Source organism: Endozoicomonas sp. PH6C, from assembly GCF_059322965.1.
On sequence record NZ_CP185342.1, the window covers coordinates 6,510,915 to 6,535,223 of the forward strand.

26 protein-coding genes are annotated in these 24,309 nt (G+C 42.2%); 16 read left to right on the plus strand and 10 right to left on the minus strand.

The window, feature by feature from the left end; genetic code table 11:
- Positions 1 to 239: 239 nt before the first annotated feature.
- The 9 genes from ACOMG9_RS22985 (at position 240) to ACOMG9_RS23025 (ending at position 7,035) form a co-directional block, all read left to right on the plus strand.
- A complete protein-coding gene (locus tag ACOMG9_RS22985) occupies positions 240 to 1,493 on the plus strand; it encodes an ISL3 family transposase (protein ID WP_448216754.1) in 1,254 nt (417 codons plus the stop codon).
- Between the two features lie 6 nt (positions 1,494 to 1,499).
- A complete protein-coding gene (locus tag ACOMG9_RS22990; protein WP_494530403.1) occupies positions 1,500 to 2,153 on the plus strand; it encodes a WaaZ-like lipopolysaccharide core biosynthesis protein in 654 nt (217 codons plus the stop codon).
- A 346-nt stretch (positions 2,154 to 2,499) separates the two neighbouring features.
- The gene (locus ACOMG9_RS22995; RefSeq protein ID WP_494529485.1) at positions 2,500 to 2,931 is read left to right on the plus strand and encodes a hypothetical protein; all 432 of its coding nucleotides are present in this window, start codon (positions 2,500 to 2,502) and stop codon (positions 2,929 to 2,931) included.
- The gene (locus ACOMG9_RS23000) at positions 2,932 to 3,897 is read left to right on the plus strand and encodes a glycosyltransferase family protein (RefSeq protein ID WP_494529486.1); all 966 of its coding nucleotides are present in this window, start codon (positions 2,932 to 2,934) and stop codon (positions 3,895 to 3,897) included. It begins immediately after the preceding gene.
- A 318-nt stretch (positions 3,898 to 4,215) separates the two neighbouring features.
- On the plus strand, positions 4,216 to 5,412 hold the full coding sequence (locus ACOMG9_RS23005; protein ID WP_494529487.1) for a hypothetical protein: 1,197 nt from the start codon (positions 4,216 to 4,218) through the stop codon (positions 5,410 to 5,412).
- Between the two features lie 15 nt (positions 5,413 to 5,427).
- Entirely contained in the window at positions 5,428 to 6,195 is a 768-nt protein-coding gene (locus ACOMG9_RS23010) for a glycosyltransferase (RefSeq protein ID WP_494529488.1), read from the plus strand.
- Positions 6,196 to 6,288: 93 nt separating this feature from the next.
- A complete protein-coding gene (locus ACOMG9_RS23015; protein WP_422409947.1) occupies positions 6,289 to 6,528 on the plus strand; it encodes an acyl carrier protein in 240 nt (79 codons plus the stop codon).
- Between the two features lie 160 nt (positions 6,529 to 6,688).
- On the plus strand, positions 6,689 to 6,835 hold the full coding sequence (locus ACOMG9_RS23020) for a hypothetical protein (RefSeq protein WP_494529489.1): 147 nt from the start codon (positions 6,689 to 6,691) through the stop codon (positions 6,833 to 6,835).
- Positions 6,832 to 7,035 (plus strand): BrnA antitoxin family protein, encoded by a 204-nt coding sequence (locus ACOMG9_RS23025; protein WP_494529490.1) that lies wholly within the window; start codon positions 6,832 to 6,834, stop codon positions 7,033 to 7,035. Before ACOMG9_RS23020 ends, ACOMG9_RS23025 begins: the two co-directional genes overlap by 4 nt.
- A gap of 169 nt (positions 7,036 to 7,204) precedes the next feature.
- Here ACOMG9_RS23025 and ACOMG9_RS23030 read toward each other — a convergent pair whose 3' ends face one another.
- From ACOMG9_RS23030 to ACOMG9_RS23055, 6 genes are all read right to left on the minus strand, one after another.
- Positions 7,205 to 7,411, minus strand: coding sequence for a type II toxin-antitoxin system RelB/DinJ family antitoxin (locus ACOMG9_RS23030; RefSeq protein WP_494529491.1), 207 nt, complete (start codon positions 7,409 to 7,411; stop codon positions 7,205 to 7,207).
- Between the two features lie 219 nt (positions 7,412 to 7,630).
- Entirely contained in the window at positions 7,631 to 7,819 is a 189-nt protein-coding gene (locus ACOMG9_RS23035) for a PIN domain-containing protein (RefSeq protein WP_494529492.1), read from the minus strand.
- The gene (locus ACOMG9_RS23040; RefSeq protein WP_494529493.1) at positions 7,816 to 8,052 is read right to left on the minus strand and encodes a type II toxin-antitoxin system Phd/YefM family antitoxin; all 237 of its coding nucleotides are present in this window, start codon (positions 8,050 to 8,052) and stop codon (positions 7,816 to 7,818) included. The genes ACOMG9_RS23035 and ACOMG9_RS23040 overlap by 4 nt, the downstream gene beginning before the upstream one ends.
- A 50-nt stretch (positions 8,053 to 8,102) precedes the next feature.
- Positions 8,103 to 9,329 (minus strand): pyridoxal-dependent decarboxylase, exosortase A system-associated, encoded by a 1,227-nt coding sequence (locus ACOMG9_RS23045; RefSeq protein ID WP_494529494.1) that lies wholly within the window; start codon positions 9,327 to 9,329, stop codon positions 8,103 to 8,105.
- Positions 9,326 to 10,912 (minus strand): acyl-CoA ligase (AMP-forming), exosortase A system-associated, encoded by a 1,587-nt coding sequence (locus tag ACOMG9_RS23050; RefSeq protein WP_448218802.1) that lies wholly within the window; start codon positions 10,910 to 10,912, stop codon positions 9,326 to 9,328. Before ACOMG9_RS23050 ends, ACOMG9_RS23045 begins: the two co-directional genes overlap by 4 nt.
- Before the next feature lie 96 nt (positions 10,913 to 11,008).
- Positions 11,009 to 12,688 (minus strand): endonuclease/exonuclease/phosphatase family protein, encoded by a 1,680-nt coding sequence (locus ACOMG9_RS23055; RefSeq protein ID WP_448218801.1) that lies wholly within the window; start codon positions 12,686 to 12,688, stop codon positions 11,009 to 11,011.
- A 312-nt stretch (positions 12,689 to 13,000) separates the two neighbouring features.
- Here ACOMG9_RS23055 and ACOMG9_RS23060 point away from each other — a divergent pair, with 312 nt between their 5' ends.
- From ACOMG9_RS23060 to ACOMG9_RS23080, 5 genes are all read left to right on the plus strand, one after another.
- A complete protein-coding gene (locus ACOMG9_RS23060; RefSeq protein WP_494529495.1) occupies positions 13,001 to 13,732 on the plus strand; it encodes a lipopolysaccharide kinase InaA family protein in 732 nt (243 codons plus the stop codon).
- Between the two features lie 484 nt (positions 13,733 to 14,216).
- Positions 14,217 to 15,254, plus strand: coding sequence for an N-acetylneuraminate synthase (neuB, locus tag ACOMG9_RS23065; RefSeq protein WP_494529496.1), 1,038 nt, complete (start codon positions 14,217 to 14,219; stop codon positions 15,252 to 15,254).
- Between the two features lie 75 nt (positions 15,255 to 15,329).
- Complete coding sequence (neuC, locus tag ACOMG9_RS23070; protein ID WP_494529497.1) at positions 15,330 to 16,499, plus strand: UDP-N-acetylglucosamine 2-epimerase; 1,170 nt, start codon at positions 15,330 to 15,332, stop codon at positions 16,497 to 16,499.
- Positions 16,492 to 17,193 carry an acylneuraminate cytidylyltransferase family protein gene (locus tag ACOMG9_RS23075; protein WP_494529498.1) on the plus strand — a complete coding sequence of 234 codons (702 nt, stop codon included), beginning with the start codon at positions 16,492 to 16,494 and terminating at the stop codon, positions 17,191 to 17,193. Before neuC ends, ACOMG9_RS23075 begins: the two co-directional genes overlap by 8 nt.
- Before the next feature lie 390 nt (positions 17,194 to 17,583).
- Complete coding sequence (locus ACOMG9_RS23080) at positions 17,584 to 18,627, plus strand: polysialyltransferase family glycosyltransferase (protein WP_494529499.1); 1,044 nt, start codon at positions 17,584 to 17,586, stop codon at positions 18,625 to 18,627.
- Between the two features lie 335 nt (positions 18,628 to 18,962).
- Here the strand turns inward: ACOMG9_RS23080 and ACOMG9_RS23085 are convergent, their stop codons facing one another.
- From ACOMG9_RS23085 to ACOMG9_RS23095, 3 genes are all read right to left on the minus strand, one after another.
- Positions 18,963 to 20,048 carry a Fic family protein gene (locus ACOMG9_RS23085; protein WP_494529500.1) on the minus strand — a complete coding sequence of 362 codons (1,086 nt, stop codon included), beginning with the start codon at positions 20,046 to 20,048 and terminating at the stop codon, positions 18,963 to 18,965.
- Between the two features lie 152 nt (positions 20,049 to 20,200).
- A complete protein-coding gene (argH, locus tag ACOMG9_RS23090; RefSeq protein ID WP_448218798.1) occupies positions 20,201 to 21,580 on the minus strand; it encodes an argininosuccinate lyase in 1,380 nt (459 codons plus the stop codon).
- Entirely contained in the window at positions 21,573 to 21,758 is a 186-nt protein-coding gene (locus ACOMG9_RS23095) for a hypothetical protein (protein WP_494529501.1), read from the minus strand. The genes argH and ACOMG9_RS23095 overlap by 8 nt, the downstream gene beginning before the upstream one ends.
- A gap of 77 nt (positions 21,759 to 21,835) precedes the next feature.
- On the opposite strand from ACOMG9_RS23095, the gene ACOMG9_RS23100 reads away from it, so the two are divergent.
- The gene (locus ACOMG9_RS23100; protein WP_448218797.1) at positions 21,836 to 22,936 is read left to right on the plus strand and encodes a sensor histidine kinase; all 1,101 of its coding nucleotides are present in this window, start codon (positions 21,836 to 21,838) and stop codon (positions 22,934 to 22,936) included.
- A complete protein-coding gene (locus ACOMG9_RS23105) occupies positions 22,914 to 23,648 on the plus strand; it encodes a LytR/AlgR family response regulator transcription factor (protein ID WP_422135785.1) in 735 nt (244 codons plus the stop codon). The genes ACOMG9_RS23100 and ACOMG9_RS23105 overlap by 23 nt, the downstream gene beginning before the upstream one ends.
- 18 nt (positions 23,649 to 23,666) lie before the next feature.
- Here the strand turns inward: ACOMG9_RS23105 and ACOMG9_RS23110 are convergent, their stop codons facing one another.
- Positions 23,667 to 24,158, minus strand: a complete 492-nt coding sequence (locus ACOMG9_RS23110) for a DUF29 domain-containing protein (protein WP_448218796.1) — start codon at positions 24,156 to 24,158, stop codon at positions 23,667 to 23,669.
- Between the last annotated feature and the right edge of the window lie 151 nt (positions 24,159 to 24,309).

Here is a 24,309-nt window from a genome sequence, read left to right on the forward strand (position 1 = left end):
AGCATGAGCATACAATTCAACCTAGACTATTCCAAGAATGGAAAACCTTATTTCATTTCTAACAACAAAAAAAACAAGATTAGTCTTGATAATCCAATTTACCTTAAAGACTCTATAAATAAGGCTCTTCAGGGATATCTGTGGGTAAAAATGAGTCAATTTGATAGGTAGAAGCACCAGCGGCTGATTTTTGATAGTTTTTTTGTTAGCAGACAAAATAACCACAAGAGACACCGCTGATGCTAATAAAAACTATCCTCAATAAAGTTCATAAACTCAAGTCATTTGTTTATCAGGATGTGAAACTTGGCTTCTACCAAGGCTCTGAAGTATTCAATGTAGCCGTTGTTCCACGAAAGAACAGTCACGCTATCTGCTCAGGATGCCAGAAACCTGCTCCGGGCTACGATCATCTTTCTGAGCGTCGTTTCGAGTTTGTTCCTCTCTGGGGAATCAGAGTTTTCTTGCTCTATAGAATGCGCCGGGTGGAATGTAAGACGTGCGGCGTAAAGGTTGAGCAAGTCCCATGGGCTGAAGGTAAGAAGGAGCTGACCAAAGCCTATATGCAATTTCTGGCAAACTGGGCCAGAAAGCTGTCTTGGAAAGAGGTTGCCAGTACTTTCAATACCTCATGGGAGAAAGTATTTCATGCTGTGGAGTACATGGTTGAGTGGGGCAAAGCGCATCGTTCACTCGACAATATCAAGGCCATTGGCGTTGATGAAGTGGCTTACCAGGTCGGACATAAATACCTGACAGTGGTTTATCAGATTGATCGCAGTTGCACCCGGCTATTATGGGTTGGTCAGGATCGTACTGAAGCCACAATTAGAAACTTTTTCTTCTTTTTTGGCCCTGAGCGTAGTCAACAACTGAGGTATGTCTGCTCTGACATGTGGAAGCCCTATGTAAAGGCGATCGCCGAGTTTGCCAATCAGGCGCTGCATATTCTGGATCGATTTCACATTGTGGCCATGCTGAACAAGGCCATCGATGAGGTCAGGGCATCAGAACACAAACAGCTTCAGGCTGATGGCTATGAGCCTGTTTTGAAAAAGACCCGTTGGTGTCTGCTGAAACGGAAGGAAAACCTGACCGAGAAAGAAGAGATCAAGTTAAATACAGTGCTTCAGTATAATCTCAAAAGTGTCAGGGGCTATCTGCTCAGAGAGGAGTTTCAAGTGTTCTGGGGTTACATATCACCACACTGGGCAGGAAAGTATCTGGACCGGTGGTGTACAAGAGTCATGCGGTCAAAGATAGAGCCGATGAAGAAAGTAGCTAAAACTGTTCGGCGGCACAGGCCACTGATCCTGAATTGGTTCAGGGCAAAAAAAGCATTTTCCAGCGGAATTGTGGAAGGTCTGAACACCAAGATAAAACTCACTACGAGAAAATCGTATGGTTTCAGAACCTATAGATGTGCAGAAATCGCTTTATATCATGCACTGGGCAACCTGCCCGAACCAGAAATGCCCCACAGATTTTGCTGACGAGGCATAAATAATAATGTCCTTATATTGGCGTCAGGACCTTCTGCTACTGATATAGATCCCACAAAGCTCCATAACTTTACATTTTTTGCAGTCAACGGATCAGCTCAGTTATTACTTAAATCTGATATTAAACCTGATTACTTCGTGATAGATGACCTGAACGTCGCACAAAAAAGAACTGAGCTAGTATTAGAAGGCATCAGCAATTCTAAAGTAAGTTTTGTTTCACCCGACATTTTAACTTTTCTATATAAAAACCACCCCAGGTTTACTAAGTCCAATAAGTTTATAGTTATCTTTAAACGATCAAAAAAACCGGAAACTAAAGAAAGCCCACTAATTAACTATATAAAAGGTTTTTTTGACGACAATATATACCAGAGTAGAACAGCAATATTTAGTGCTAAAAAAAGAACTCTGGGGTTTTCTACTGATATTACGAAAGGCTACTTTTCCGCAAGAACCATACCTTATGCTGCTGCACAAATAGCCCATTATATGGGAGGTAAAAAGATATTCTTTTCAGGTTTAGATTTACAGGGTACAGAACGTTTCTATGAAAAGAGTGAAAAAGCACTCCCTTCGACGCTAGATGATAGTTTTAGTCGTTTCATAGAACCTTCATTTAAGTTCCTAAACACAGAACACAGTGACTAAAAAGACAGGTGTACGATTTTATAACTTCTCTGAGAACAGCAAGCTTAGTAATAAAATTCTAGAAAAAGTAAATTTCTCAAAATTCATTTGATTTTTAACAAGGCATACCAATGAAAAAAACAGTAGTTACAGAAGCCCACTAAGGAATTTTAAGGGTAAAAATAAGGCTTTGCAATTTTAAGAGATCATAGCTGACTTGCAAGAAAAATACTCCAGTTAAGCAAGTGTCAAAATATCGATAGGATCAGATTATGAAAAAATTCTTCGTCATTCAGTTTATTGCGGAGCAGAAACAATAAAAAGAGAAAATTATTACTGTGATGAAAAAAAAAGCAGTGAAAACGAAATGATTGAAAACATGTTTTCACTTATTGAGACTGACTTAATTATATGGGCACACTGCACCAATCCATCAATTACCCCAAGTACCTATGACTTGGCCATAGAAGATTTTATTAAATCAAAAAAACATGGTTATAATTCACTATTATCAGTTATTTCACTACAAGAGCATCTATGGAGCACTGAAAAAAAACCACTTAATTATAACCCATATCAGGAAAAACATACTCTGGCTAAAGATATAGAACCATATTATATGCAAGATGGTGGAATTTTCATTCAACAAAGAGATGATATGCTCAGAAATAAATACTTTTTCGGAAAAACACCATATTTATTTTCACTTCCAGAGAATGAATTCTTTGACATTAATACTGAAAGAGACCTTCATATCGCTAGATCTTTATGTAAGTTTTACAATAGAGAAAACATCTAAATGAAGACACTATTACTAGTTCAAAAAGAACAGAGGGTTATTTTAGATACTCTATATGAGGCTATAGAAAGAGAGGTTAGCGATTTAACCATCTACAAAATGACCGCCACAGAGCAGAGCAGCTTAAAAGATTTCTTCTCAAGGATCTCTTATCAAGAGTATGATCGGATAGTATTTTTTCTTCGTTTCAAAAAAGAAATACAACAAGTTTCATTTATTAGGACTATTCCTAATTTGGTTATTCTCGAGCATGATGCTTATCAAAATTACATAGACTGCAAATACAAAGGGAAATTTAGCAAACACTATCGGGCATTACCTTGGTCAAGAATTATAAGCTCAGGCTATTCTGTGACAAAAAAACTTCAATCTGAAAACTTTGATGCTGTTTTCGTACCAAAGGGGTATGATCAAAAACTTCTTTCAAATAAAAAACTCGAACGTGATATTGAATTGGCATTTCTTGGAAGCATTGAACATAAAACTTATAGGCTACGCAAAAAATGGTTACTCCAACTAAAAGAGGAAGAAAACCTTCAGATCGTACGTACAGCTTCAGGAGAAGATTACTGTAAAGCCCTAAATAGAATTAAATTCTTTATCAGTGCCGATATTGGTTTTGGAGAGTACATGATTAAAAACTTCGAAGCCATGGCATGTGGATGTGTTCTTTTTTCATATAACCAAGGTGAGGATGAAAATCAGGCTCTTGGGTTTGTTGATATGGAAAATATAGTTCTCTACAGTTCTTTGGATGAGCTGAAACATAAGCTTAATATACTAAGAAAAAAACCAGAAAAAGCTTTGTCTATATCCGTAAACGGTCAGATATTAGCTGAAAGGGAATATTCTTTCGATAAAATAGGTAAGAAAATTGCCGAAGCCTTAGCTCCACCCCTAAGAAAAAAAGTAACTAAAGCAATTTTTGGCATCAAGCGATTTAGCTATGAACTTCCTGCCACATGAAATCGATTATTCATACCACTTATTCGATTTACCCTTTAACAAAAATGGCACGATTATGATCACTCTTTGACTAGAATTTAAAATTTTTCTGGGGCAAAAAATATTGTAACCAGCGCAGATTTGTCTATCTACATCGTATGGCCTTTATTCATTCTTTTTTCACTTCATTGTGCCAGAGCTTCTGATACACATCATTCACTAGCAGTTCAATTATATTTAAAGATCATTCAATAGTATTTACTCTTTTATATAGAATTATGTCATTTCCCACAGGATTGAACAAACTAATAACTAGCTGGCCTATGGTATTTCCATATTATGGTTTACACATCAAAAATAAAATTTCCCGAGCAAAACAAATGGTCGTTAAAAATAATAAAGTTCATAACTTTTGGACTCATTTTTTTTCTGATCAGCTTTCTATTCCCTATATCAAATAAAACTGGCAACAATTTTTTTTATTCTATGGTCTTGCTGCCCTTTTTATTATCTCTTTTAACAAAAGGTCGAACCTTTTATTCGACAGGATCACTATTCCCTATTGCTTTAATTTCATTAACGATAATGTTATTCGTTACAACCCCTCACAACCCAGTGAAAGCGATAAAGTATTTTATCTATCTTGTATCATTTTGGGTTGTAGCCAGCACATTAGTTAGAGAGAATGTTATAGACATAGAGAAACTGGCTATTTTAATGATGTTTGCTTCACTACTGTTTTCTTTAGCTCTTTTCTTTGTTCATCTATTCATCAAAGGATATCCGTTATCTTCCAGACCGAATTTACATATGATATTTCGTCTTGGTAATCCCATAATGGCATCTATGCTTTTAACATTTTTTACAACGACTGGTATAGCCATACTAATCGATAAGAAAAAATACCTGATTTCAGTTATTATTCTTATATTATCGATAAGTATGCAGGTCTTACTTCAAACTAGAACTGGGCTTGCCGGTTATCTCGGTGCTTTTTTAGCTTTGTCTATTTTTATTTTATTTTCGTCTCAAAACATAAAAGAAAAAATAAGAATAGCTATAGCTTTTGCAGCAATTATCTCTTTATTATTTTTGGCATTAAGACTAGGAATCTTTGACAGATTAATTGAAAGAGGTTCTAGCCATAGAATTGAGCTCTATATTATTACAATCTCTGAATATTTAAAAAACTGTAATTTTCTATTTGGGTGTGGAATAAATTACGAGCTTTCCTCAGTTTTAAATAATGGTGTAGCTATCAATCACCCTCACAGCATTTATAGTTCTCAACTTATTTACTTCGGTATACTCAGCTTAATTTGTATATTAGCTTTACAAACGAAGGCCCTTCTTTTATTTATTAGTAAACCTAACCCATGGCTTTATGGCTTTGTGGCTGCATCAGTCTGTTTTTTATTTGATGGAAGTAAACTATACACAAACCCAGGTATTGAATGGCTGCTTTTTTGGTTTCCTTTGGCAATACTCGATGGCCTTACAGCAAAGACCTTTCCCACTTCCAAAAAATACAGTTAACCTATCAGGATTTTTATGAAATTTTCATTTTCTGATGATAGTAATGTGACCGTTGTTATTACTAGTTGTGGTCGTTTTTCTCACCTCAAAGAGACAATAAAATCTTTTCTTGACACCAATACTTATCCTATAAAAAGACTAATTGTTATAGAAGACTCCGGCTCCGATAAAATAACTAACTATATACCAGAAGAAATAAAACCATACACTGACATCATAATAAACAAAAAAAAACTAGGTCAAATAAAGTCTATTGATAAGGCTTATTTAAAAGTAGATACTAAATATATCTTTCATTGCGAAGATGATTGGAGTTTTTATCGTCCAGGTTATATTGAAGATTCACTTCAAATCCTAGAAAGTAATTCACATGTTTTGCAGGTGTGGTTAAGGAGCTTCTATCACGATATTAGTATACATAGTCCTTACCATTCTCTAGGCGAGAGAGAGTCTATTGGTCAAAACCACTTTTACAGGATAAATTCAGATAAAAAAGAGTGGCAAGGTTTTTCGTTTAATCCAGGGCTACGAAGGGTTTCGGATTACAGAGCAATAACCGCTTATGATAACTTTCCTAGCGAGAAGGCTCTATCAATACATTATGCAGCCAAAGGATATTACGCTGTTATTCTTGAGAATGATGCAGTCCTGCATACTGGCTTTGGACAGCATGTAGAAGACCCCAGAGAAAAAACAAAAAAAACAAAAAAGAAATTACGAAGGCAGCTTTCATACATATTATTGTCTATAGTTTTTTTTGGACTAGGCTACATCCTGCATTGATTTTTCCTTTCTCTCTCCAAAAAAACTTTTTAAATTTACGACCATTTTTTATTATCCTTTAGCCAAGAAAGTTGACAGCATTGAGTAAATCATATGGAAAAAATTCAAGAACTTAAGTCCCTTTTATCAGATATTCTTGAGGTCGATACCAGCGACTTTGACGAATCTACTGAGTTACTGGGCGCTTTGCCGGCATTTGACTCCATGGCTGTAGTGGGTGTGATCACTGCCATGGAAGAGTCTTTTGGCATCAACGTAGCAGATGATGATATCGATGCGACAATCTTCGAAACGGTTGGTAGTTTGTTGGGCTATATTAATCAGGCTTCCTGAGTCCGTTTTTGATCCGAAACAGCCCCGCTGTGACAAGCTTTTTGAGATTTTGGAGTAATACTGAAACCCAGAGCCTGCATAATGCTCAGGATAGTTTTCAGTGTTGAGTTTCCGTCTTCGCTGAATGAGCTATACAGTTTTGCTCCCTGGAAAGTTCGGCTTGCCTGGCAACGTTGCCCATGCCCTCAGCCCGGGCAACAGCCCCTGGAGCCTTGGCAATATAAGAAGCTTCTCCAGTCTCGTAAGCATCAATGATAAACGCCTCTCTGGCCAGGGACATGCACCGAAAAGAGAGGATGACCTATGAGCGATACACGAAAACAACCTGATTTCAAAACCGAGGAACAAGAGCGGGCATTCTGGGAACACCACGACTCAAGTGATTATGTGGACTGGAGCAAGGCTGAAGCTGTTACCTTGCCGAACCTGAAGCCTTCAACCAAGACCATATCCTTACGGCTGCCGGAAAGCTTTCTGGACGGCATTAAACAAGAGGCCAACAAATGAGATATGCCTTAACAGTCATTGAACAATCTTTTTAAGTTTCTGTATATCCCTACCCTGGCGCTCGACTTTTTTATAATCCTTTTTGAATTTCTTTGACCTTACTGGAGTAAGCATCATTCTTTGTCCAGATCATCAAACACTTCTGCCATAGAATTATATCGAGTCAAACCTACACCCTTGTCTGTATCTTCGAAAGTTTCAGGGTTTCTTCATTAGGTATACGAACATCTAAAGGCAATCCATTACACAAACTCACCTGCTTATAAAACAAAGTGATTGCGTCAGTTGCGTTCAGTCCAAGTTTCCTGAATATCGCCTCAGCGTGTTCTTTTACATCAGGTTCTATTCTGGCACGGATCATTGGGCTCTTGCTCATTGTAAGTACCTCTACGTATCAGATTGCTTCGCACAGCGTAATGTAGATCATTTGGGATACAGTGCAAATACAACATAAATCGGTTAGCCGGAGGTCTCCCCGGTGGCACCAATGAGACGATCAGCAGGATCCTTATGGCTAAAACAAGAGCCGAAAGTGAGTTTTGCAATCTCTGGTGATATAGGAAGCCTGTTAGCACTAATAACATCTTTTAGAAAGTCACCAATATCCAATGGCAGGGTCAGACGTTTTTTTTGCTGATAGCATAAAAATTTCCCACAGAGAAATATCACAGCATGCGAGTTCACCTTTTTCTCTTCCTGCTTCAAGGGTTTTGTTCGCTTTAACTGACAGCCTTTCTGGAGCAATAGCGTCAAATATCAACACATGCTTATCAAGTATGATCACTTCTCTGCATCCCAGCTTTCCCCAATTGGGGAAATAACATCATCCATCTGACACCGGGAAGCCATGTTGTTTAGTCTGCTCCTGGCCTCACTCCGCCCATCTGGCTCAGGGATAATACGGGCAACAGTTTTGCCATGCCTGAACAAGGCAAGACTATCTCCGCTAATGACCCGGGAAAGCCAAACTTGCAAGTTTTCTCGAAATTCCGATACCTCTACCTGAACAGTTTTCATACTTCCTCACCTGTTTTATTCACAAACCCGTTGCTATCGACTGACCCATCTCAAATCAAAATCTCTTTCACTTCAGGATGACTCAAGAACTTCTGCGGACTGGCCGTGGCTCCGTAGGCGCCCGACTGAAGTACAACAACCAGATCACCCACTTCAGCTATAGGCAGCTCCAGCTTAGCCCCAACAATATCCAGAGGCGTGCATAAAGGTCCAACGATCTCAACGATTTCTTTCCCTTCCGATTCGATGCGATTTGCAATCAGCACGGGGTAGTTTTTACGGATAACCTGACCAAAATTGCCAGAGTTCGACAGGTGATGATGCAGTCCGCCATCGGTCATCAGGTAGGTTTGCCCCCTGGATTTTTTTTTATCCGTAATCTGGCAGAAGTAGTAGCCCGCTTCACCGACCAGATATCGGCCTAACTCCATGACTATCTCGGCGTTTTTTAATCGGCCCGAGCGAGCCTCCATCAGCTTTTTCAGATGATCAGCAACAGGGACAACATCCAGCGCCTGCTCACCCGGAAAATAGGGAATCCCCAAGCCGCCACCTATGTTGACATGCGGAACCGGGACTGGAGCCAACTCACAAAGTCGTGCAGCCAGCTCAAATGTTTTCCCGTGAGCATCAATCAACGCATCCGGATTCAGATTCTGTGACCCGGAATAAATATGAAAACCATAAAAGTCTACTTTTTCGGTATCCAACCCGGATAACACGTCAGGCATTAATTCTGCATCTATACCAAACTGCTTCGGGCCTCCGGCCATTTTCATGCCAGAAGACTTGAGTTCAAAATCAGGATTGACGCGAAAAGCGATCTTGGGCTTTATCTGCAACTCAGAGGAAAGCTGGTAAAGCCTCTCCAGTTCCAAACTGGATTCAACATTAATCACGATATTGGCGGCCACAGCAGCCCTGAGTTCTTCTACTCTCTTCGCTGGCCCGGCAAAGCTAATGGATTCAGGATCGATACCCGAACTTATAGCGACCATCATTTCCCTCTGGGAAGCCACATCCAGGCCATCCACAAGACCTGCCAGATGATAAACAACAGCGGGCATTGGATTGGCTTTGATCGCATAGTGCAACTTTAAGTCAGATGGCATCACCGAACGCAGGGACTGTACCCGCTCAGTGAGAGACTTTCTGTCGTATATGTAACAAGGTGTTCCGTCGGCCATGGCCACCAGCTGCTGAGCAGGACGGCCAGCGACCTGAAGATGATTATTCCTGACTGAAATTCTCTGCAGACGATCATGCTGCTTGCTCATTTATTTTCTCCGGATACAAACAGATTTTCATACTCTGCAGCCAAGGCTTTTCGATCTATTTTGCCGTTAGGATTTCTGTCTAAGGCACTTTGAGTAATAACCCGCAAAGGCACCATATAGGTTGGCATGTGTTTTTGGAAATACTTGATAACTGCTTTCTCTTCAACAGGCTCACCTGTCGCAGATACCACGATAAGTACGATGGCCTGACCCAGCTGGTCATGGGAAACACCAATAGCAGCCACTTCCAATACCATTTCAGATGCGTACATTAGCTCTTCAAGCTCACCGGGACTCACCCGATAGCCTGATGTCTTGATCATGTCATCTTTGCGACCGACGAAATACAAATAACCGTCTTCATCCTGAGTAACAGTATCACCCGACCAGACAGCCAGCTCAGGGGTTGGAATTTCCTGAATCGACAAAGGCACGGGTTTGAAACGCTCTTTGGTTCGCTCAGGATCATTCCAATAGCCCAGTGCCACCAGACTACCCCGATGCACCAGTTCTCCCGGCTCATGGGGTTTACAGGGTTGTCCACGCTCATTGATAACCAGTAATTCAGCATTGGGAATGGCTCTGCCCATGGAGCCTGGGCGACGGTCTACGTCTTCGGGTGGCAGATAACTCGATCGAAAGGCTTCTGTCAGGCCATACATTAAATAAGGTGAAGCCTGTGGCAATTTATTTCTAAGCGCATCCAGGGTTGACGATGGCATGGCTCCACCAGAATTCGTGAAATACCTCAGACTCTCTGCTGCTTCTTCAGGCCAGCTCATTTCAGAAAGCTGAACCCAAAGGGGTGGCACCAGAGCCAGGCCGGTAATGTTCTGCTGAGCCACTTGTTTGATGATATCTCCGGGCAGCAGATATTCCAGCAGATAACAGCTGGCACCGGAGGCAAAGGCGGTGGTTAATTGACTGAAACCATAGTCAAAGCTAAACGGCAGTACACACAAAAGTCGGTCATGATGAGTATTTTCGAGGTATTCTGAGACACTATAAGCTCCGGTCACCATATTACGATGAGAAAGCACGACCCCCTTGGGCTTGCCGGTACTCCCTGAGGTGTAGAGAATCGCGGCCATATCCATATCAATAGAGAGGGGTTGAAACCAGGTATTCTCTTCCTTCAGGAAATCTGACCAGGCAATAACCTGAACACGACTTTCCTCTTCAGAGTGCCCATCCACCAAAACAATATGACTCAAATCGTGGCAATCGGTCAGGCTGGCCTCAATCTGCTTGAAGCGAGCCTTATTAGTAATCAGAACACTGGCCTTGCAATCCGTCAGAATATGCAACACCTGAGGTGCTTTTAACACCGGATTGACAGGAACCATGACGCCACCGGCCGCCGTTGTTCCAAAATAACTGAATACTGCTTCAGCGGTTTTTGGCAGATAAACAGCGACTCTTTCGTGCCTCGATAAGCCCAGACTCTGCAAGCCTGAAGCCACACTTTTTACATGCAGGGCAGCCGAAGCATAATCATACCACTGAGATTTCACCCCCAAAGCCCGAGACAGAGGTGTTTTTTCGGCCTGATCAAACAGTAATTGATGTAACAGCTGGCTCATGCATGAATCCGTTATACCTTTGCAGACCAACTATTGTAACAAACATGGATTTTGGAAAGCACGACTTGTAAAAAACCGCATTTCAGAAATTGAGGTTTACCCGGTGTTCGACCCAGGCGTTCCGGAAACAGGATTCATACTTTGCCTGACTATTTTTTCGAGCTGGTTAAGCTCGTTCACAATCAAAGATTCCCTTTTGTACTGATCCCTGAGTCTAGCAATTTTACGCAAGGGATTGACGCCTGCGAACTCTGGATCACGTATATTCTCACTAATCTGATCACTGGGCTGATGACCATAGGCATGCTTCAGTTTATTAACCAGTTCCCTGACCTCCGGGGCGTTAAAATCCTCCGGCTTCAAACCGGCAATGGCAGCAGAAAATCCTTTCGTTTCCCGGTAGATAACCGAAACTGGCAAATGGTCAGATAACCCGCTTTCCAGGTTGTTATCAATATCAAGTCCCATTTGCCGTATTTCTGCATGGGTTGCCCATTTTTCTTCGGAGTCCCCATACACCATCTGGTAGTCATAAATACACTGCCCTGCCACCTTGGGATGTTCTTTCCAGCGCCTGCTGCCCCAAGGTTTATCTATTCTGTTTCCGGCTCCAAGATACCATGAGCCATTCGGCTCCTGACGATCTTCCGGCTTGATGGTATCCTGGTCGCTATTGACAAAAAATGACTCGCTGCGCTCAGCCAACCGGGTATCATTTTCTTTATCATGGGTATCGTAATAACTGTTGGAAAACTTTTCCCCCAGCGCCTGCATGGCGTTTTCATACTCCGACTTTTTACTCATCACCCCCTGCTCGTCTGACCGTGCACTGTTCAGGTCTCCCATCAGGAAGGTGCCATGATGATGTACGTCATTACGCCTGTCGTTATTGCTATCCTCCTCAACCCAGTCTCTTACCTGAAGCAACTCCTCATAGCGAATCGTCTCATAGGTTTTTCCGTCTTTGGCCTGAAGGTGCGTATTATAAACCACGGCCGTTTTGTCGTTACCGAGATCCAGCACGATCCGCAGCAATCCTTTATTGGCCAGCTGGTCTTCTGCAGCCAGATCAGAGAATGGCCGGAATGTTGCCTCCTTTACGGGATATTTGCTGGCAATGGCCAGACCACTACTCAATCCGGTTTCACGGGGGGCAACACTGTGAACAATATGATGGTAGTGGCCACTGAGATCCTTACAGAGCTGCTTCGTCGCCTGCTGGTCAAATGCCTCCTGGAAGCAGACAACATCAGGAGTAACGTCAGGATTGCGGGTTAATGCTTCGGCAATCTCCTGACTGCGCTGCTGCGATGAGCGCAGGTCGTTCAGATTACGGATAAACGAGGGCATGAGGCCAATGTTATAGGTCATCAAATGCAGGCCCCGCTCAGGATCATAAACGGCGGGTGGAACTGCAGACTGAATCAGGGAAATTTCGTTCCTGAACAGATTGCCGATCATGCGCAGGGAGAACCCCATCATTCCCAATGCCAGCGAGGGCACCAGAAATAGCGTGACAGCAGTCGCCCGGGCTACTTTCCTGGCCCACAGTGGTACATTTTGCTTCTGTTTTTCACTCTCGGAAGTCGTGTTGCTTTTGCCCGGCCGTTCATGGGCAAACAGCTTTGTTGCCGAATCGGCGACCAGCGAAACCGGTCGGGACAGAAACCGGCCAATATAATGGCAACCACGACCAAAGCGGTTGTGAGAATAAACATAGTCATTATCTTTGGGTAGATAATGGGTCTGTGCTTTAGATGGCTGAACTGCAGGCATACAGTTTCCTCTGGTTTGTCTGCTGCTTATATCCGCCATCGACAATTACTCTTGCCACTTAATGGCTTTCGTACCGTTTTTTCCTCGGAACTGCCTGCGCCAACTGGAAAATGTCATTCCCGGGTATTTTTTAAAGCCAGAAACAGTGAGACGGCGATTACATGACGATCAGAACTGGTTTTGCAACTGGGATGTGCGTAGACTCTGATCCAGACTGGTAGAGGCTTCGGGATAGATCGTTCCTCAAACCAATGATCTGGTATACTCTCGCTCCAGCAGATTGTCTGAGCCAATAAGCAAAAAAGCCGTTCTATGCAGCCTAACTTTGAACACGATGTTTCCCAACTTGAGAACAATATTCTTCCTAAGAATTGGGAGTGGGTCAGCTGTTCCAAACAGGCCAAAATGGCACGCTATAACGGCAGTCCTGCTTGCTACTTCAAAAAGTTTATTCCTAAAAGTTTTCTGGAAAAGCTTAAGATGAAGTTTCGTGGCACTCGCTGTGAAGCTTGGGTTAAACAAGCTCGTATAGCTATTAGCGCAGGTTTTGTAGTTCCTGAAGTTATTGCAACAGGTGTGTTCAAAAACCATCGTCATTATCTAATAAAAGCTTCAGATACATCTGGCTCTGTCGCTGAGTATCCGGTGAAAAAAACTGGAAATGATGAGCCAATGCGTCAAGAATGGATCAAAGCTTATGGCCGCTACATTGGTCAGATGCACAAGTCCGTTGTTGTTCATGGAAACCTGTGCGCAGGCAATATTTTGATGGAACCGGACCTTCCTCCACGTTTTGTCATGATTGATATTGAGCGCAACAGCTACCACTCTGTAGTGCCTCTTACATTGGTGAAAAAGAACCTGGTTCAGTTGACTAAGAGAATATCCTTCAAACATTTCACCGCTAAGGATAGGATCCTTTTTTTCAGGCACTACAACTTCGTTTATAAGCGATTTGATAAAAAGGCCCAGAAAGCACTCGCCCTTGATGTGATCAGGCTTGTGAAAAAACAAAATCTTTGGGGTGGCAATAAAAACATATAGAAAGATAGGCCTTTTGCTGGTGGGAAATCAGTAGCTGATCATTCTACCTGCTACCTTGGGGCCTGCGAATAAGCTCCCCAACACGGAATAATCTCTGCTAAAGCTAAGTGTGCGTAGTGTAGCGGCATGCGACCCTATTCAAAGCCTGCTGTGTTTAGAGTTCATTGAAAGGCTGTTTGAGGGCTTCAGCCGGTGGGTGACGGCTGGTTGAGAATGACGTGAAAATAAAGATGCACTGGAATGACCGGTTACTCTACAACAACAGATTGTATTCGCATCTTGATGCCATGAGTCCAGTCGATGTCAAGAAACAGATACTGCAAAAAGTGGTTCAATCGGGTGTCTGATTTACTTGACCACTGCATAACCATACTCATATAGTCTCACCCATGTGCGGTAGCTCTCCCAGAATATCGGAAAACACCATTTTTTTATGCATAACACGGGCATTCCTTCCAAGATTTAGAGCTGTTAAAGGTTAAAAATGAAAGAATTCTATATTGAAAATCGACGTATCAGCCGAAGTGTCACACCGCTGGTTATTGCTGAAATAGGCATTAATCATGAGGGCTCACTTAAAACAGCATTTGAAATGGTTGATGCCGCTGCAGAAGCAAACGTGGAAGTTGTCAAGCATCAGACACATGTCGTTGATGATGAAATGAGTGCAGAGGCAAAAAAAGTAATCCCAGGAAACGCCGATGTATCAATCTATGAAATCATGGACCGATGCGCACTTAGTGAAGAAGATGAAATCAAGCTAAAAGAGTACGTTGAAAGCAAGGGGATGATTTTTATAAGTACACCTTTTTCACGCGCTGCTGCGGACAGACTACACCGAATGGATGTTTCTGCCTACAAAATTGGTTCTGGAGAGTGCAACAACTACCCTCTGATTGATCATGTGTCCTCATTCGGCAAACCAATTATCCTAAGCACTGGTATGAATACGATCGATAGTATTCGAAAAGCAGTGGCTATTTTCGAAAAGCACGCTGTTCCCTACGCCTTACTTCACTGTACAAATGTATACCCAACTCCCCCAGAGCTTGTTCGTCTGGGTGCAATGAGCGAAATGATGGAAGCGTTTCCAGATGCGATAGTTGGTTTGTCAGATCATACTACTGATAATTATGCATGTTTTGCCGCCGTCGCACTTGGTGCAAGCATCCTGGAAAGGCACTTTACCGATAATATGAATCGACCAGGGCCTGATATTGTATGCTCAAATGACACAAGAACTATGGCTGAACTCATTCGAGGTACAAAAATCATCCATAAGACATTAGGTGGAAGTAAGCATCCTGTTAAAGAAGAACAGCCAACAATTGATTTCGCATTTTCAACAGTTGTGTCGATCAAGGAAATCAAAGAGGGTGAGACTTACAATAAAGAAAATATCTGGGTAAAACGACCTGGGACTGGTGAAATTCTTGCTGAAGATTATGAGTCATTACTGGGAAAAACAGCTACTCGCAACATCAAAGCAGATGAACATATTAAAAGATCTGATGTAAAGTAACTCCTTATTTTTCGTCACTTGCCGACTTTTGGATCGGCAGTTTTTTATTATCAACTATTCATAATGTACGATTCAATGAAACAACGTAAAGTTTTATTTCTCACCGGAACCCGGGCAGACTTTGGAAAAATGAAGTCACTAATGATTGCGGTTGATAATCACGAGAACTTTGAGTGTCAAGTTTTTATTACAGGAATGCACACTTTACAAAAGTATGGATATACAGCTAATGAAGTATATGAGGCCGGTATTAAGCGAACCTTTACATTCATGAACCAGCATATTGGTGATAGAATGGAAATGATTCTTGCAACTACCATCAAAGGCCTTTCGAGGTATATCCACGAAAATAAGCCTGACATGCTGGTTATTCACGGTGATCGTGTTGAAGCTTTGGCGGGAGCGATTGTAGGAGCATTAACCAATACTCTGGTTTGTCATATTGAAGGAGGAGAGCGATCAGGAACAATCGATGAATCGATTCGTCACTCTGTATCCAAACTCTCACATTTACATATGGTTAGTAACGATGAAGCAGTAAAAAGACTAATTCAGATGGGAGAACAACGTGAGTTTATTTACAATATTGGATCAGCAGATATAGATGCTATGTTAGCAACGAACCTTCCGGATCTTGATTATGTAAAAGAGCATTACGATATAACTTTTAAAAATTATAGCTTGGTATTATTTCATCCTGTCACAACAGATATAAATAACATGCCCAAAAATGTGAATGCTTTTATCAATGCTCTTTTACAATGCAAACAAAACTTCGTAGTTATTTACCCAAACAATGATGAAGGCTCAAATTATATTCTCGACGCATATGAACAATTGAGAAAAAAAGAAAATTTCAAAATTTACCCTTCTATTCGCTTCGAGTTCTTCCTTACGCTTTTAAAAAATGCTGACTGTATGATTGGCAACTCCAGTGCAGGTATTCGAGAAACTCCATTCTATGGTTTACCTTCAGTCAATATAGGTAATCGACAGAATGCAAGATACTTTGCCAAAAGCATTATAAATGTAGACTATAACAGTGATAAAATTTATTCTGCAATCCAAAAAGCAATTCATTCAGAAAAACTCAATAAAGATGATTATTTCGGTGAAGGAAAAAGTACCGAGAAATTCATGGAAGTAATAACCAGAGAGAAATTATGGAGTAATTCTGGTCAGAAACTATTCAATGATGTTGATTTTTCTTTTGAAAAAACTATTGAGGATTCTTTTGATGCTTAAGGAAACGTACACTGCAATTATAACTGCAAGAGGGGGCTCAAAAGGATTACCTCGAAAAAATGTGCTTGAACTAGCGGGCAAACCCCTGATCGCTCATACCATAATTGCAGCTATCGATAGTAAATGCTTTGAGCACATTATTGTAACTACAGACTGTCCAGAAATTAAAACAATAAGCCTTCAGTGGGGTGCTCAAGTCATTGACCGCCCAAAAGAGTTATCAACAGATGATGCAAGCAGTATAGACGTTATAAGGCATTCACTAATGGAGCTTTCAAAAGAATTAATAAAAACCAATAACTTTATTCTACTGCAACCCACTTCACCCCTTCGTAATTCAAGCCATATACGAGAAGCTGTAGATCTATACGAAAACTCTGTAGCAGAAAGCTTAGTAAGCGTTACTGAATCGGAACACCCAATACAAAAACATTTATATTTTCGTAATGGTTTTATGACTCCAGTTTTTGACTGGTCTCAATTAACAAGCTCCAGACAGAAGCTAGAAAAAACTTACCTAATAAACGGTGCAATTTACATATCCAACTGCTCAAAGTTCCTCAAAACACTAAATTTATTCGAGGAGCCTGTAGTCCCATTAAAAATGACACGTAAGCACTCTATTGACATTGATCATATCGATGATTTAGTTCAGGCTGAATTTTTATTATCTCTCTTTGAACCTAAAAACTAGAAAACGTTCTATCAAAAAATGAAAGACAACCCACTCTTCCCTTTATGATTAAAACCAATAGTATTAAATATATAAAAGAAAATCATCTATTAATGTTTACCTACCAGATCTACCTTTCAACCAAGAAAGGTAGATCTAAGAGGAGTCACTGGGCGAAACCACTAAATATATGTAAACCCACAAGTATACGGAAATCACCTATTTACACAAACAGAAAAATCACGTATTACTAACATCTAGCGATAAAAAATACTTTATTTAACACTAAGATCAAATTGAAATTCCGCCTTATCTATCGTAGCTTGTCGACCTTTCAACACCAGATTTTTACGTCAAGCTTATAACTAAGCGACAATATTTTTATAACATTAAAAAATATGGTTATATAACATGAGATCAGAGTCCAAATCACTTAATGTGTTTATCGTAAACTCATCTTTCCAGCTAATAAGCTCAATACTTATATCTCAGAACACTGAGTCATTATTTTTTTGCTTTAAAAAGCAGCACCATGATGCAGCCATAGAGTATGGGCTAAATAACGTACACCATCTGATTTTCAAAGAGAATTCAAGTTTTTCACGAAGACTATCAGTCCTAAGCAACATTAAAACCATTTTTTCTGAGATTAAAAAGAGAAACCCTAATAAAGTTAATTTTCATGTAAAATCAATATCGAGCACAAGGTATAACTATCTGATAGCAGCCTCACAAAAAAAACTCCCAGGAAAAGAAGTCACTTTCAATATCATACCTGATGGTACTGCAAATCTAGTAATACCTCCTTTATCAAAGAATAAAAAAGATCGCGTTATTAAAAGAGGGAAATCGGTTTTTGATAAAGCTATGGGATTAAAATACACTCCGTTTACTACAGATCGACACGGTATACTAAGTGATCAAGTCAGCACTGTATATACTTTACCCAGAATGGAAAAAAGCATACCTAAGCAAAAAGGTAAGAAACTACCACCTTTTAAAACGCAGTTTTTTTTAGAAAAGAAAAATACTTCTTCAAAATCAGCACTTATTATTGGACAGTCTCTTTCTAGCTGGGGAGCCATTAGTAAGGAGTCATCAAAAATATTAAAAAAAAACCTATTAGACTTTGTACAAAGTAAAAATATAAAAGATGTCCTGTTCATCCCACATCCAGGCAATCGAAATGATCAAGATATTGAATTTTATTCTGAAAGATTTAATTTATATACTAATTCACTGCCCATTGAGCTAGAAATGGTCAAAAAAAAGTACGACTACATTATTGGCTTTGCTAGTACAGCATTAGTTTCAGCAAAGTTGATTTATGGGGATGAATCTGAAGTCATTTCTATGGGTGAGGACCTGTTTAACTACACTAAGTTGCCCATCCTCAAAAATATAATATCTCACTACAAAGAGATGGGTATCACCTGTATGCCAACAAATTATTAATCTGGAGAGAGGAATAAATCATAAAGTTTACTCCTCTCAATGACGATAAATAAAGAATCGTCACCCTGCCTAGCCGACTTCTCAGCCAACCTCTGCCCAAACACAGCTACCCCAATATGACCCATTGCAGCAACAGCCCCCCAACGTCAACACATCAGATCTTCTTTAATAAAGTCTGAGAAACGGTGATCTCTGCCAGGCTCACCTCTGACAAATCCTTTTCCTGCTCAAGGCCATAGGTCACTGCTTTGCCGACCACTTCTTACATGCAGAAATCTGTAATACCTTTACTAACAGGACATTTTAACAAACCTCGCCAGAGAATCGCCCTCCAATCACTGACCAATATTCAGGAACAGTGTAACCAGGGGCTCATTAACATAATAATTACTTCGCCCCATTTTTTGCTTGTTCAAAAACCCCATGTCACACAGCTGATTCAGGTATTTGGTGGCAGTCAGTCGGCTGACATTCAGTTCTTTCTCAATAAACTCTATTTTTGTGTAAGGGTGGCTGAACAGATGGTTGAGCAGATCCTGGCTGTAAATTTTGGGGAGTTCTTCACGCATTCTATGCTTTACAGCCTGCATCCGGTTTTTTATTTCATCAATCAGAGTTGTGGTTTCTTTCGATGTTTCTGATACGGCTTCAAGCATGAACAGTAACCAGCCTTCCCACTCCTCATGATCTCTCACTGCCTGTAATCGTGAGTAGTACTCAGCCTTGTTGCGAATAATATAACGGCTTAAGTAGAGCACTGGCAGGTCCAGTAACTGTTGAGTGATCAGGTAAAGGATATTGATAATTCGACCTGTTCGGCCATTCCCGTCGTAAAATGGATGAATACTCTCAAACTGGAAGTGAATAACCGCCATTTTTACCAGTGGATCATTGTCCGAAAGCCCATGGTCGTTTAGATAAGCCACCAGGTTTGTCATCAGTGACTCAACCCTTTCCGGGTTTTGAGGAGGGGTGTAGACAACTTCACCCGTAGAGGTGTTTTTTAATTCGGTTCCAGGCAATTTGCGTAAGCCTGCCCGGTTTTCTTCCAGTGTTTGCTGGATATCGAGAATATCCTGAAAGCGAAGCATCCCTGTTTTCCTGACGGTGTCGAAGCCACGACTCAATGCTCTGGCGTAATTTTTAACTTCTTTGGTTGCAGGGTTGTAGGGTGACGCTGTCAGGTCGTTTTTAAACAGTTCATCATGAGTTGTGACAATATTCTCCACCTCTGAGCTGTCTTTGGCTTCCTGAAGCGTCAGGGTGCTGACCAAAATGGTTTCATTGGGGATGGAGCGTACTACACCTTTCAGTTCTGCCAGATGCCGGTGGGCCAAAGCCAGTTTTTTTAATACCTGCCGTGTTTCCAGTTCATTTTCCCGGGGCAGGGGCAGATCTGTCGGTTGGTAAGGGGGGGCCACAGTTACTCCCAATATGTATAGGAAAGTGCCATTTTCTATGCAGGTTATCAGAACATGTATAGAAAACCGAAATTCTCTATACATATTTGTTGGATCTGTATAGAAAAACAGGACTTCTTATACATGTTCAGCGCTCAGGCAAATGAAGGAAATTACTGACTTAAAGCCTGCTTCACAGCCAACCTCACCTGCTGCGGCGCAGTCCCGCCTATATGATCCCTCGCAGCAACAGACCCTTCCAGCGTCAACACATCAAACACATCTTCCTTAATAGAGTCTGAGAAGACCGTGAGTTCTTCCAGAGTCATCTCCGACAAGTCCTTGTTCTTCTCAATGCCGAAGGCCACTGCTTTGCCAACCACTTCGTGGGCGTTGCGAAATGGCATGCCCTGTCTGACCAGGTAGTCTGCCAGATCGGTCGCGGTGCTGAATCCGCGGCGAGCCGCCTCTTTCATGTTTTCTTTCCTGGACTGGATATGTGGAACCATATCGGCAAAGGCTCGCAGGCAGTCTTTTAGGGTATCTACGGTATCAAACAGTGGTTCCTTATCTTCCTGATTGTCTTTGTTGTAGGCCAGTGGCTGAGATTTCATCAGCGTCAGCAGGCTGATCAGGTGGCCATTCACCCTTCCTGTCTTACCTCTTACCAGTTCGGGGACATCCGGGTTTTTCTTTTGGGGCATGATGGATGAACCGGTACAGAAACGATCGGGCAGATCAATAAAATTAAACTGGGCTGATGTCCAAAGTACCAGCTCTTCGGACATACGCGACAGGTGCGTCATCAGCAGTGCACCCACCGAACAAAATTCTATGGCGAAGTCCCTGTCGCTGACAGAGTCCAGTGAGTTTCTGGATGGGCGATCAAAACCTAAAGCCTTGGCAGTGAATTCACGATCAATCGGATAGGTTGTGCCTGCCAGTGCAGCTGCTCCCAGAGGCGATACGTTGACCCGCTTTCTACAGTCCTGTAAACGCTCACTGTCTCTTACCAGCATTTCATACCAGGCCATCAGGTGATGTCCAAATGTCACGGGTTGTGCGGTTTGCAGATGAGTGAAGCCCGGCATTATGGTGTCCGCTTCCTGCTCTGCCAGATTGACCAGACCTGTCTGCAAACGTTTTAACTCATCACCTATATGGTCAATTTCTTCCCTGAGCCACAGACGAATATCGGTCGCCACCTGATCGTTTCTGGAACGGCCGGTGTGCAGTTTCTTACCCGCATCACCAATTCTGTCTGTCAGTCTGGCTTCAATATTCATATGAATATCTTCCAGCTCGATAGACCAGTCGATGTTGTTGTTTTCTATATCTTTCAGAATGCTTTCGAGCCCATCCAGAATGGCTGACAACTCATCCTGGCTCAGAATGCCTGATTTTTGCAGCATTCGAGCATGAGCCATCGAGCCTTCTATATCGTGACGATAAAGGCGACGATCAAAATCAATGGAGGCGGTGAATCGAGCAACAAATGCATCCACACCCTCGCTGAACCTTCCGCCCCACTGCTGATTGCTGCTATCAGACATGTTCTACCTCTTTCTTTGTTGGCTCATGGCTGTTGGTTAGCTCATGGCTGTTTTGCGTTCTGCAGGCTGATTTCTTGATGCCAGCAGCATCATTGTTCTGATTTTTATAGCCAGCCTGTGGATGACTGAAGCTGGCTGCGGCATTATAAGGGTAACCGGGTGATTTTACATAGCGCACCCAACCAAATAAGAATAATTATTCTATTTTTGTGAATTTTTATAAATTTTCAAATACCAGAGACAGGATGCTCCCTCTTGCCATTTAAAACCACCAGGAACCAGGATGAAGACGACTTTTTCCTGCCGGATTTATGCTCTCCCGGTGCCGTCTTTTTGTTGGTTCTGGTCTCCGAGCTTTTTGTCCTTATTCAGGTACTCACTTTACCCGGCCCGGGTGATCTTGACTGGAACCGTCTGGCCATGACTTCCATGTTTGTCCAGTGGATCTCTCTGGTCTCAGGTGCTGTTCTTTGCCGACTCAGGCCCATTCTGAAGCGTCAGAAGCTTACAGTTATCATCAGCAGCTGTCTTGGCGTCGTGGCTACCACCACGCTGATATTCACGCTCGCAGCCCAATGGTTTCTGTGGCGGGATGCTTTTATTGACACCTACCCGGAATGGACCCAGCTGATCAGACATGTCACTGTTGCCCTCATCATCACAGCCATGCTGCTGCGCTATTTCTATGTTCAACAGGAAGCCAGAAAAGAGCAGAAAGCCAGCCACACCGCTCGCTTTGAGGCTTTGCAGGCTCGAATCCGCCCTCACTTTCTTTTTAATTCGATGAATATCATTGCCAGTCTGATTCATATTGACCAGGACAAGGCCGAGCAGGCCGTTGAAGATTTATCGGACCTCTTTCGCTCCAGCCTTCAGGATCATGGCAAGAATATTACCCTGAGTCGGGAAATCGAGCTCTGTCAGCGCTATTTAAGAATTGAGCAGCACCGGCTGGGAGACCGCCTGCAAACCCGGTGGAATATTGAGTTAACCCCTGAAGAGGTTGACATTCCGCCCCTTACTCTGCAGCCCATTGTTGAAAATGCGGTTTATCATGGCATCCAGCCACTGGAAAAAGGTGGCACTGTGAGTGTAGATATTCGCAGGAGCAACGATAACATCACTATCAGAGTCCGAAACCCGGTCCAGAGTAGCCCTTCCAGTTTTGCCAAAGGGGCTCAGGGTAATCAGTTGGCTCTGGCAAATATCCGCTCCAGACTGAATATGCTTTTTGGTAACAAAGCCAGTGTAGAAGCTCAGCTGTTTGAGGGTGAGAGTGGAAATACCCAGGAGTTTGAAACATTGATCACTTACCCTTACGGTGGCGATAACCATGAACATACTGATCACCGATGATGAACCGCTGGCAAGAGACCGTCTGCGACATTTGTTGGGACGTTTAGAGGGCTTTCAGGCTCTGGAGTACGATGCAGGTAATGGCATTGAAGCCCTTGAGCTGTGTCGTAAATACCAGCCAGACATTGTCTTGATGGATATTCGTATGCCTGTTATGGGAGGCCTGGAGGCGGCCGCTCATATCAGCAAGCTGGAGCGTCCACCTGCTATCATTTTCTGTACCGCTTATGACACTCACGCCATTGAAGCTTTTCAGGTTCAGGCGGTTGGCTATCTGCTGAAGCCTGTCAAGCTTGAAGATCTGCAACAAGCGCTGACCGGAGCCGCTAAAGTTAATCGATTGCAGCTGGCCAGCCTCAAAGATGATCTGAATGATAACGCCCGCAGCCATATCGCAGCCAAGACGCTCAGAGGGATAGAGCTGGTTCCTCTGGATGATATCTACTACTTTATGGCAGACAGCAAATACATCACGGTTTATCACAAGAACGGTGAAGTACTCATTGATGACCCACTGAAAGACTTGGAGTCCGAGTTTAGTTCCAGATTTGTTCGAATCCACAGGAACGCTCTGGTGGCCAGAAAAGCCATAGAGAGGATGATTCGTGACGAGCAGGGTCACTACTCTATCCAGCTCAGTGGTGTCGAAAAGCTTCTTTCAGTAAGCCGTCGGCATGTGCCACTGATGAAGAAGTTTATGCAATCACTGTGAGGCCTACGGGTGCCAGGCTTAACTGAGCCTGGCTTGTGGTAAAAAGTCTTCGCCCATAACCTGCTCAAGTGTCCATGGGCAGTCTTCGGGGAAGTCTTTTGCGGTAAAATGTCTTGAATCCACATAACTGTTTAACCCCTTGGCAGCCAATATTCGGGCCTGCTGGTAAGCCTCAAGGTAGATAGCCTCTTGCTTTGACTGCAGGTTGGGATTATCTGCCAGGACCGCTGCTGCGGCATACCTCTGAATTTGAATTGTATCTACCCAGCTGCGAAACCAATGATCCATATCCCTGAGGTCGTTGACCTGATTCTGCTGAAAGTCCCATTTTAACAAATGGCTAAGTAGCTGAATAAGGTGTCTCTTGAAAGCTCTTGGCTCACTCTTTCCCATATCAGCTAACTCTTCCAGCAAATTTTCAAGATCAAGCTCATCAAAACGCCTGGCAGTCAGCAGCTTTTTCTGTTCTTCAATCCAGAGCATGTAATCGGTTTTATAAAGGTCTGTCATAAGCGCCTCCACTGGAATAACAAGCTAGTGCTATTTTAACCTCCCGCAACTGCCTTCAGGAAAAGTAACGGTTGGTCACAACTACAGACTATCGTATTATCCCAGTCTTCATAGGACCACTCAGCCATCGTTGCCCTTTTTTGTAGATTGA

Excerpts from the sequence above, each read along its gene's own strand:
- ACOMG9_RS22985 (WP_448216754.1), top strand. The coding sequence starts at position 240 with ATGCTAATAAAAACTATCCTCAATAAAGTTCATAAACTCAAGTCATTT.
- ACOMG9_RS22995 (WP_494529485.1), top strand. The coding sequence starts at position 2,500 with ATGATTGAAAACATGTTTTCACTTATTGAGACTGACTTAATTATATGG.
- ACOMG9_RS23000 (WP_494529486.1), top strand. The coding sequence starts at position 2,932 with ATGAAGACACTATTACTAGTTCAAAAAGAACAGAGGGTTATTTTAGAT.
- ACOMG9_RS23005 (WP_494529487.1), top strand. The coding sequence starts at position 4,216 with ATGGTTTACACATCAAAAATAAAATTTCCCGAGCAAAACAAATGGTCG.
- ACOMG9_RS23010 (WP_494529488.1), top strand. The coding sequence starts at position 5,428 with ATGAAATTTTCATTTTCTGATGATAGTAATGTGACCGTTGTTATTACT.
- ACOMG9_RS23015 (WP_422409947.1), top strand. The coding sequence starts at position 6,289 with ATGGAAAAAATTCAAGAACTTAAGTCCCTTTTATCAGATATTCTTGAG.
- ACOMG9_RS23025 (WP_494529490.1), top strand. The coding sequence starts at position 6,832 with ATGAGCGATACACGAAAACAACCTGATTTCAAAACCGAGGAACAAGAG.
- ACOMG9_RS23030 (WP_494529491.1), bottom strand. The coding sequence starts at position 7,411 with ATGAGCAAGAGCCCAATGATCCGTGCCAGAATAGAACCTGATGTAAAA.
- ACOMG9_RS23040 (WP_494529493.1), bottom strand. The coding sequence starts at position 8,052 with ATGAAAACTGTTCAGGTAGAGGTATCGGAATTTCGAGAAAACTTGCAA.
- ACOMG9_RS23045 (WP_494529494.1), bottom strand. The coding sequence starts at position 9,329 with ATGAGCAAGCAGCATGATCGTCTGCAGAGAATTTCAGTCAGGAATAAT.
- ACOMG9_RS23050 (WP_448218802.1), bottom strand. The coding sequence starts at position 10,912 with ATGAGCCAGCTGTTACATCAATTACTGTTTGATCAGGCCGAAAAAACA.
- ACOMG9_RS23055 (WP_448218801.1), bottom strand. The coding sequence starts at position 12,688 with ATGCCTGCAGTTCAGCCATCTAAAGCACAGACCCATTATCTACCCAAA.
- ACOMG9_RS23060 (WP_494529495.1), top strand. The coding sequence starts at position 13,001 with ATGCAGCCTAACTTTGAACACGATGTTTCCCAACTTGAGAACAATATT.
- neuB (WP_494529496.1), top strand. The coding sequence starts at position 14,217 with ATGAAAGAATTCTATATTGAAAATCGACGTATCAGCCGAAGTGTCACA.
- neuC (WP_494529497.1), top strand. The coding sequence starts at position 15,330 with ATGAAACAACGTAAAGTTTTATTTCTCACCGGAACCCGGGCAGACTTT.
- ACOMG9_RS23075 (WP_494529498.1), top strand. The coding sequence starts at position 16,492 with ATGCTTAAGGAAACGTACACTGCAATTATAACTGCAAGAGGGGGCTCA.
- ACOMG9_RS23080 (WP_494529499.1), top strand. The coding sequence starts at position 17,584 with ATGAGATCAGAGTCCAAATCACTTAATGTGTTTATCGTAAACTCATCT.
- argH (WP_448218798.1), bottom strand. The coding sequence starts at position 21,580 with ATGTCTGATAGCAGCAATCAGCAGTGGGGCGGAAGGTTCAGCGAGGGT.
- ACOMG9_RS23105 (WP_422135785.1), top strand. The coding sequence starts at position 22,914 with ATGAACATACTGATCACCGATGATGAACCGCTGGCAAGAGACCGTCTG.
- ACOMG9_RS23110 (WP_448218796.1), bottom strand. The coding sequence starts at position 24,158 with ATGACAGACCTTTATAAAACCGATTACATGCTCTGGATTGAAGAACAG.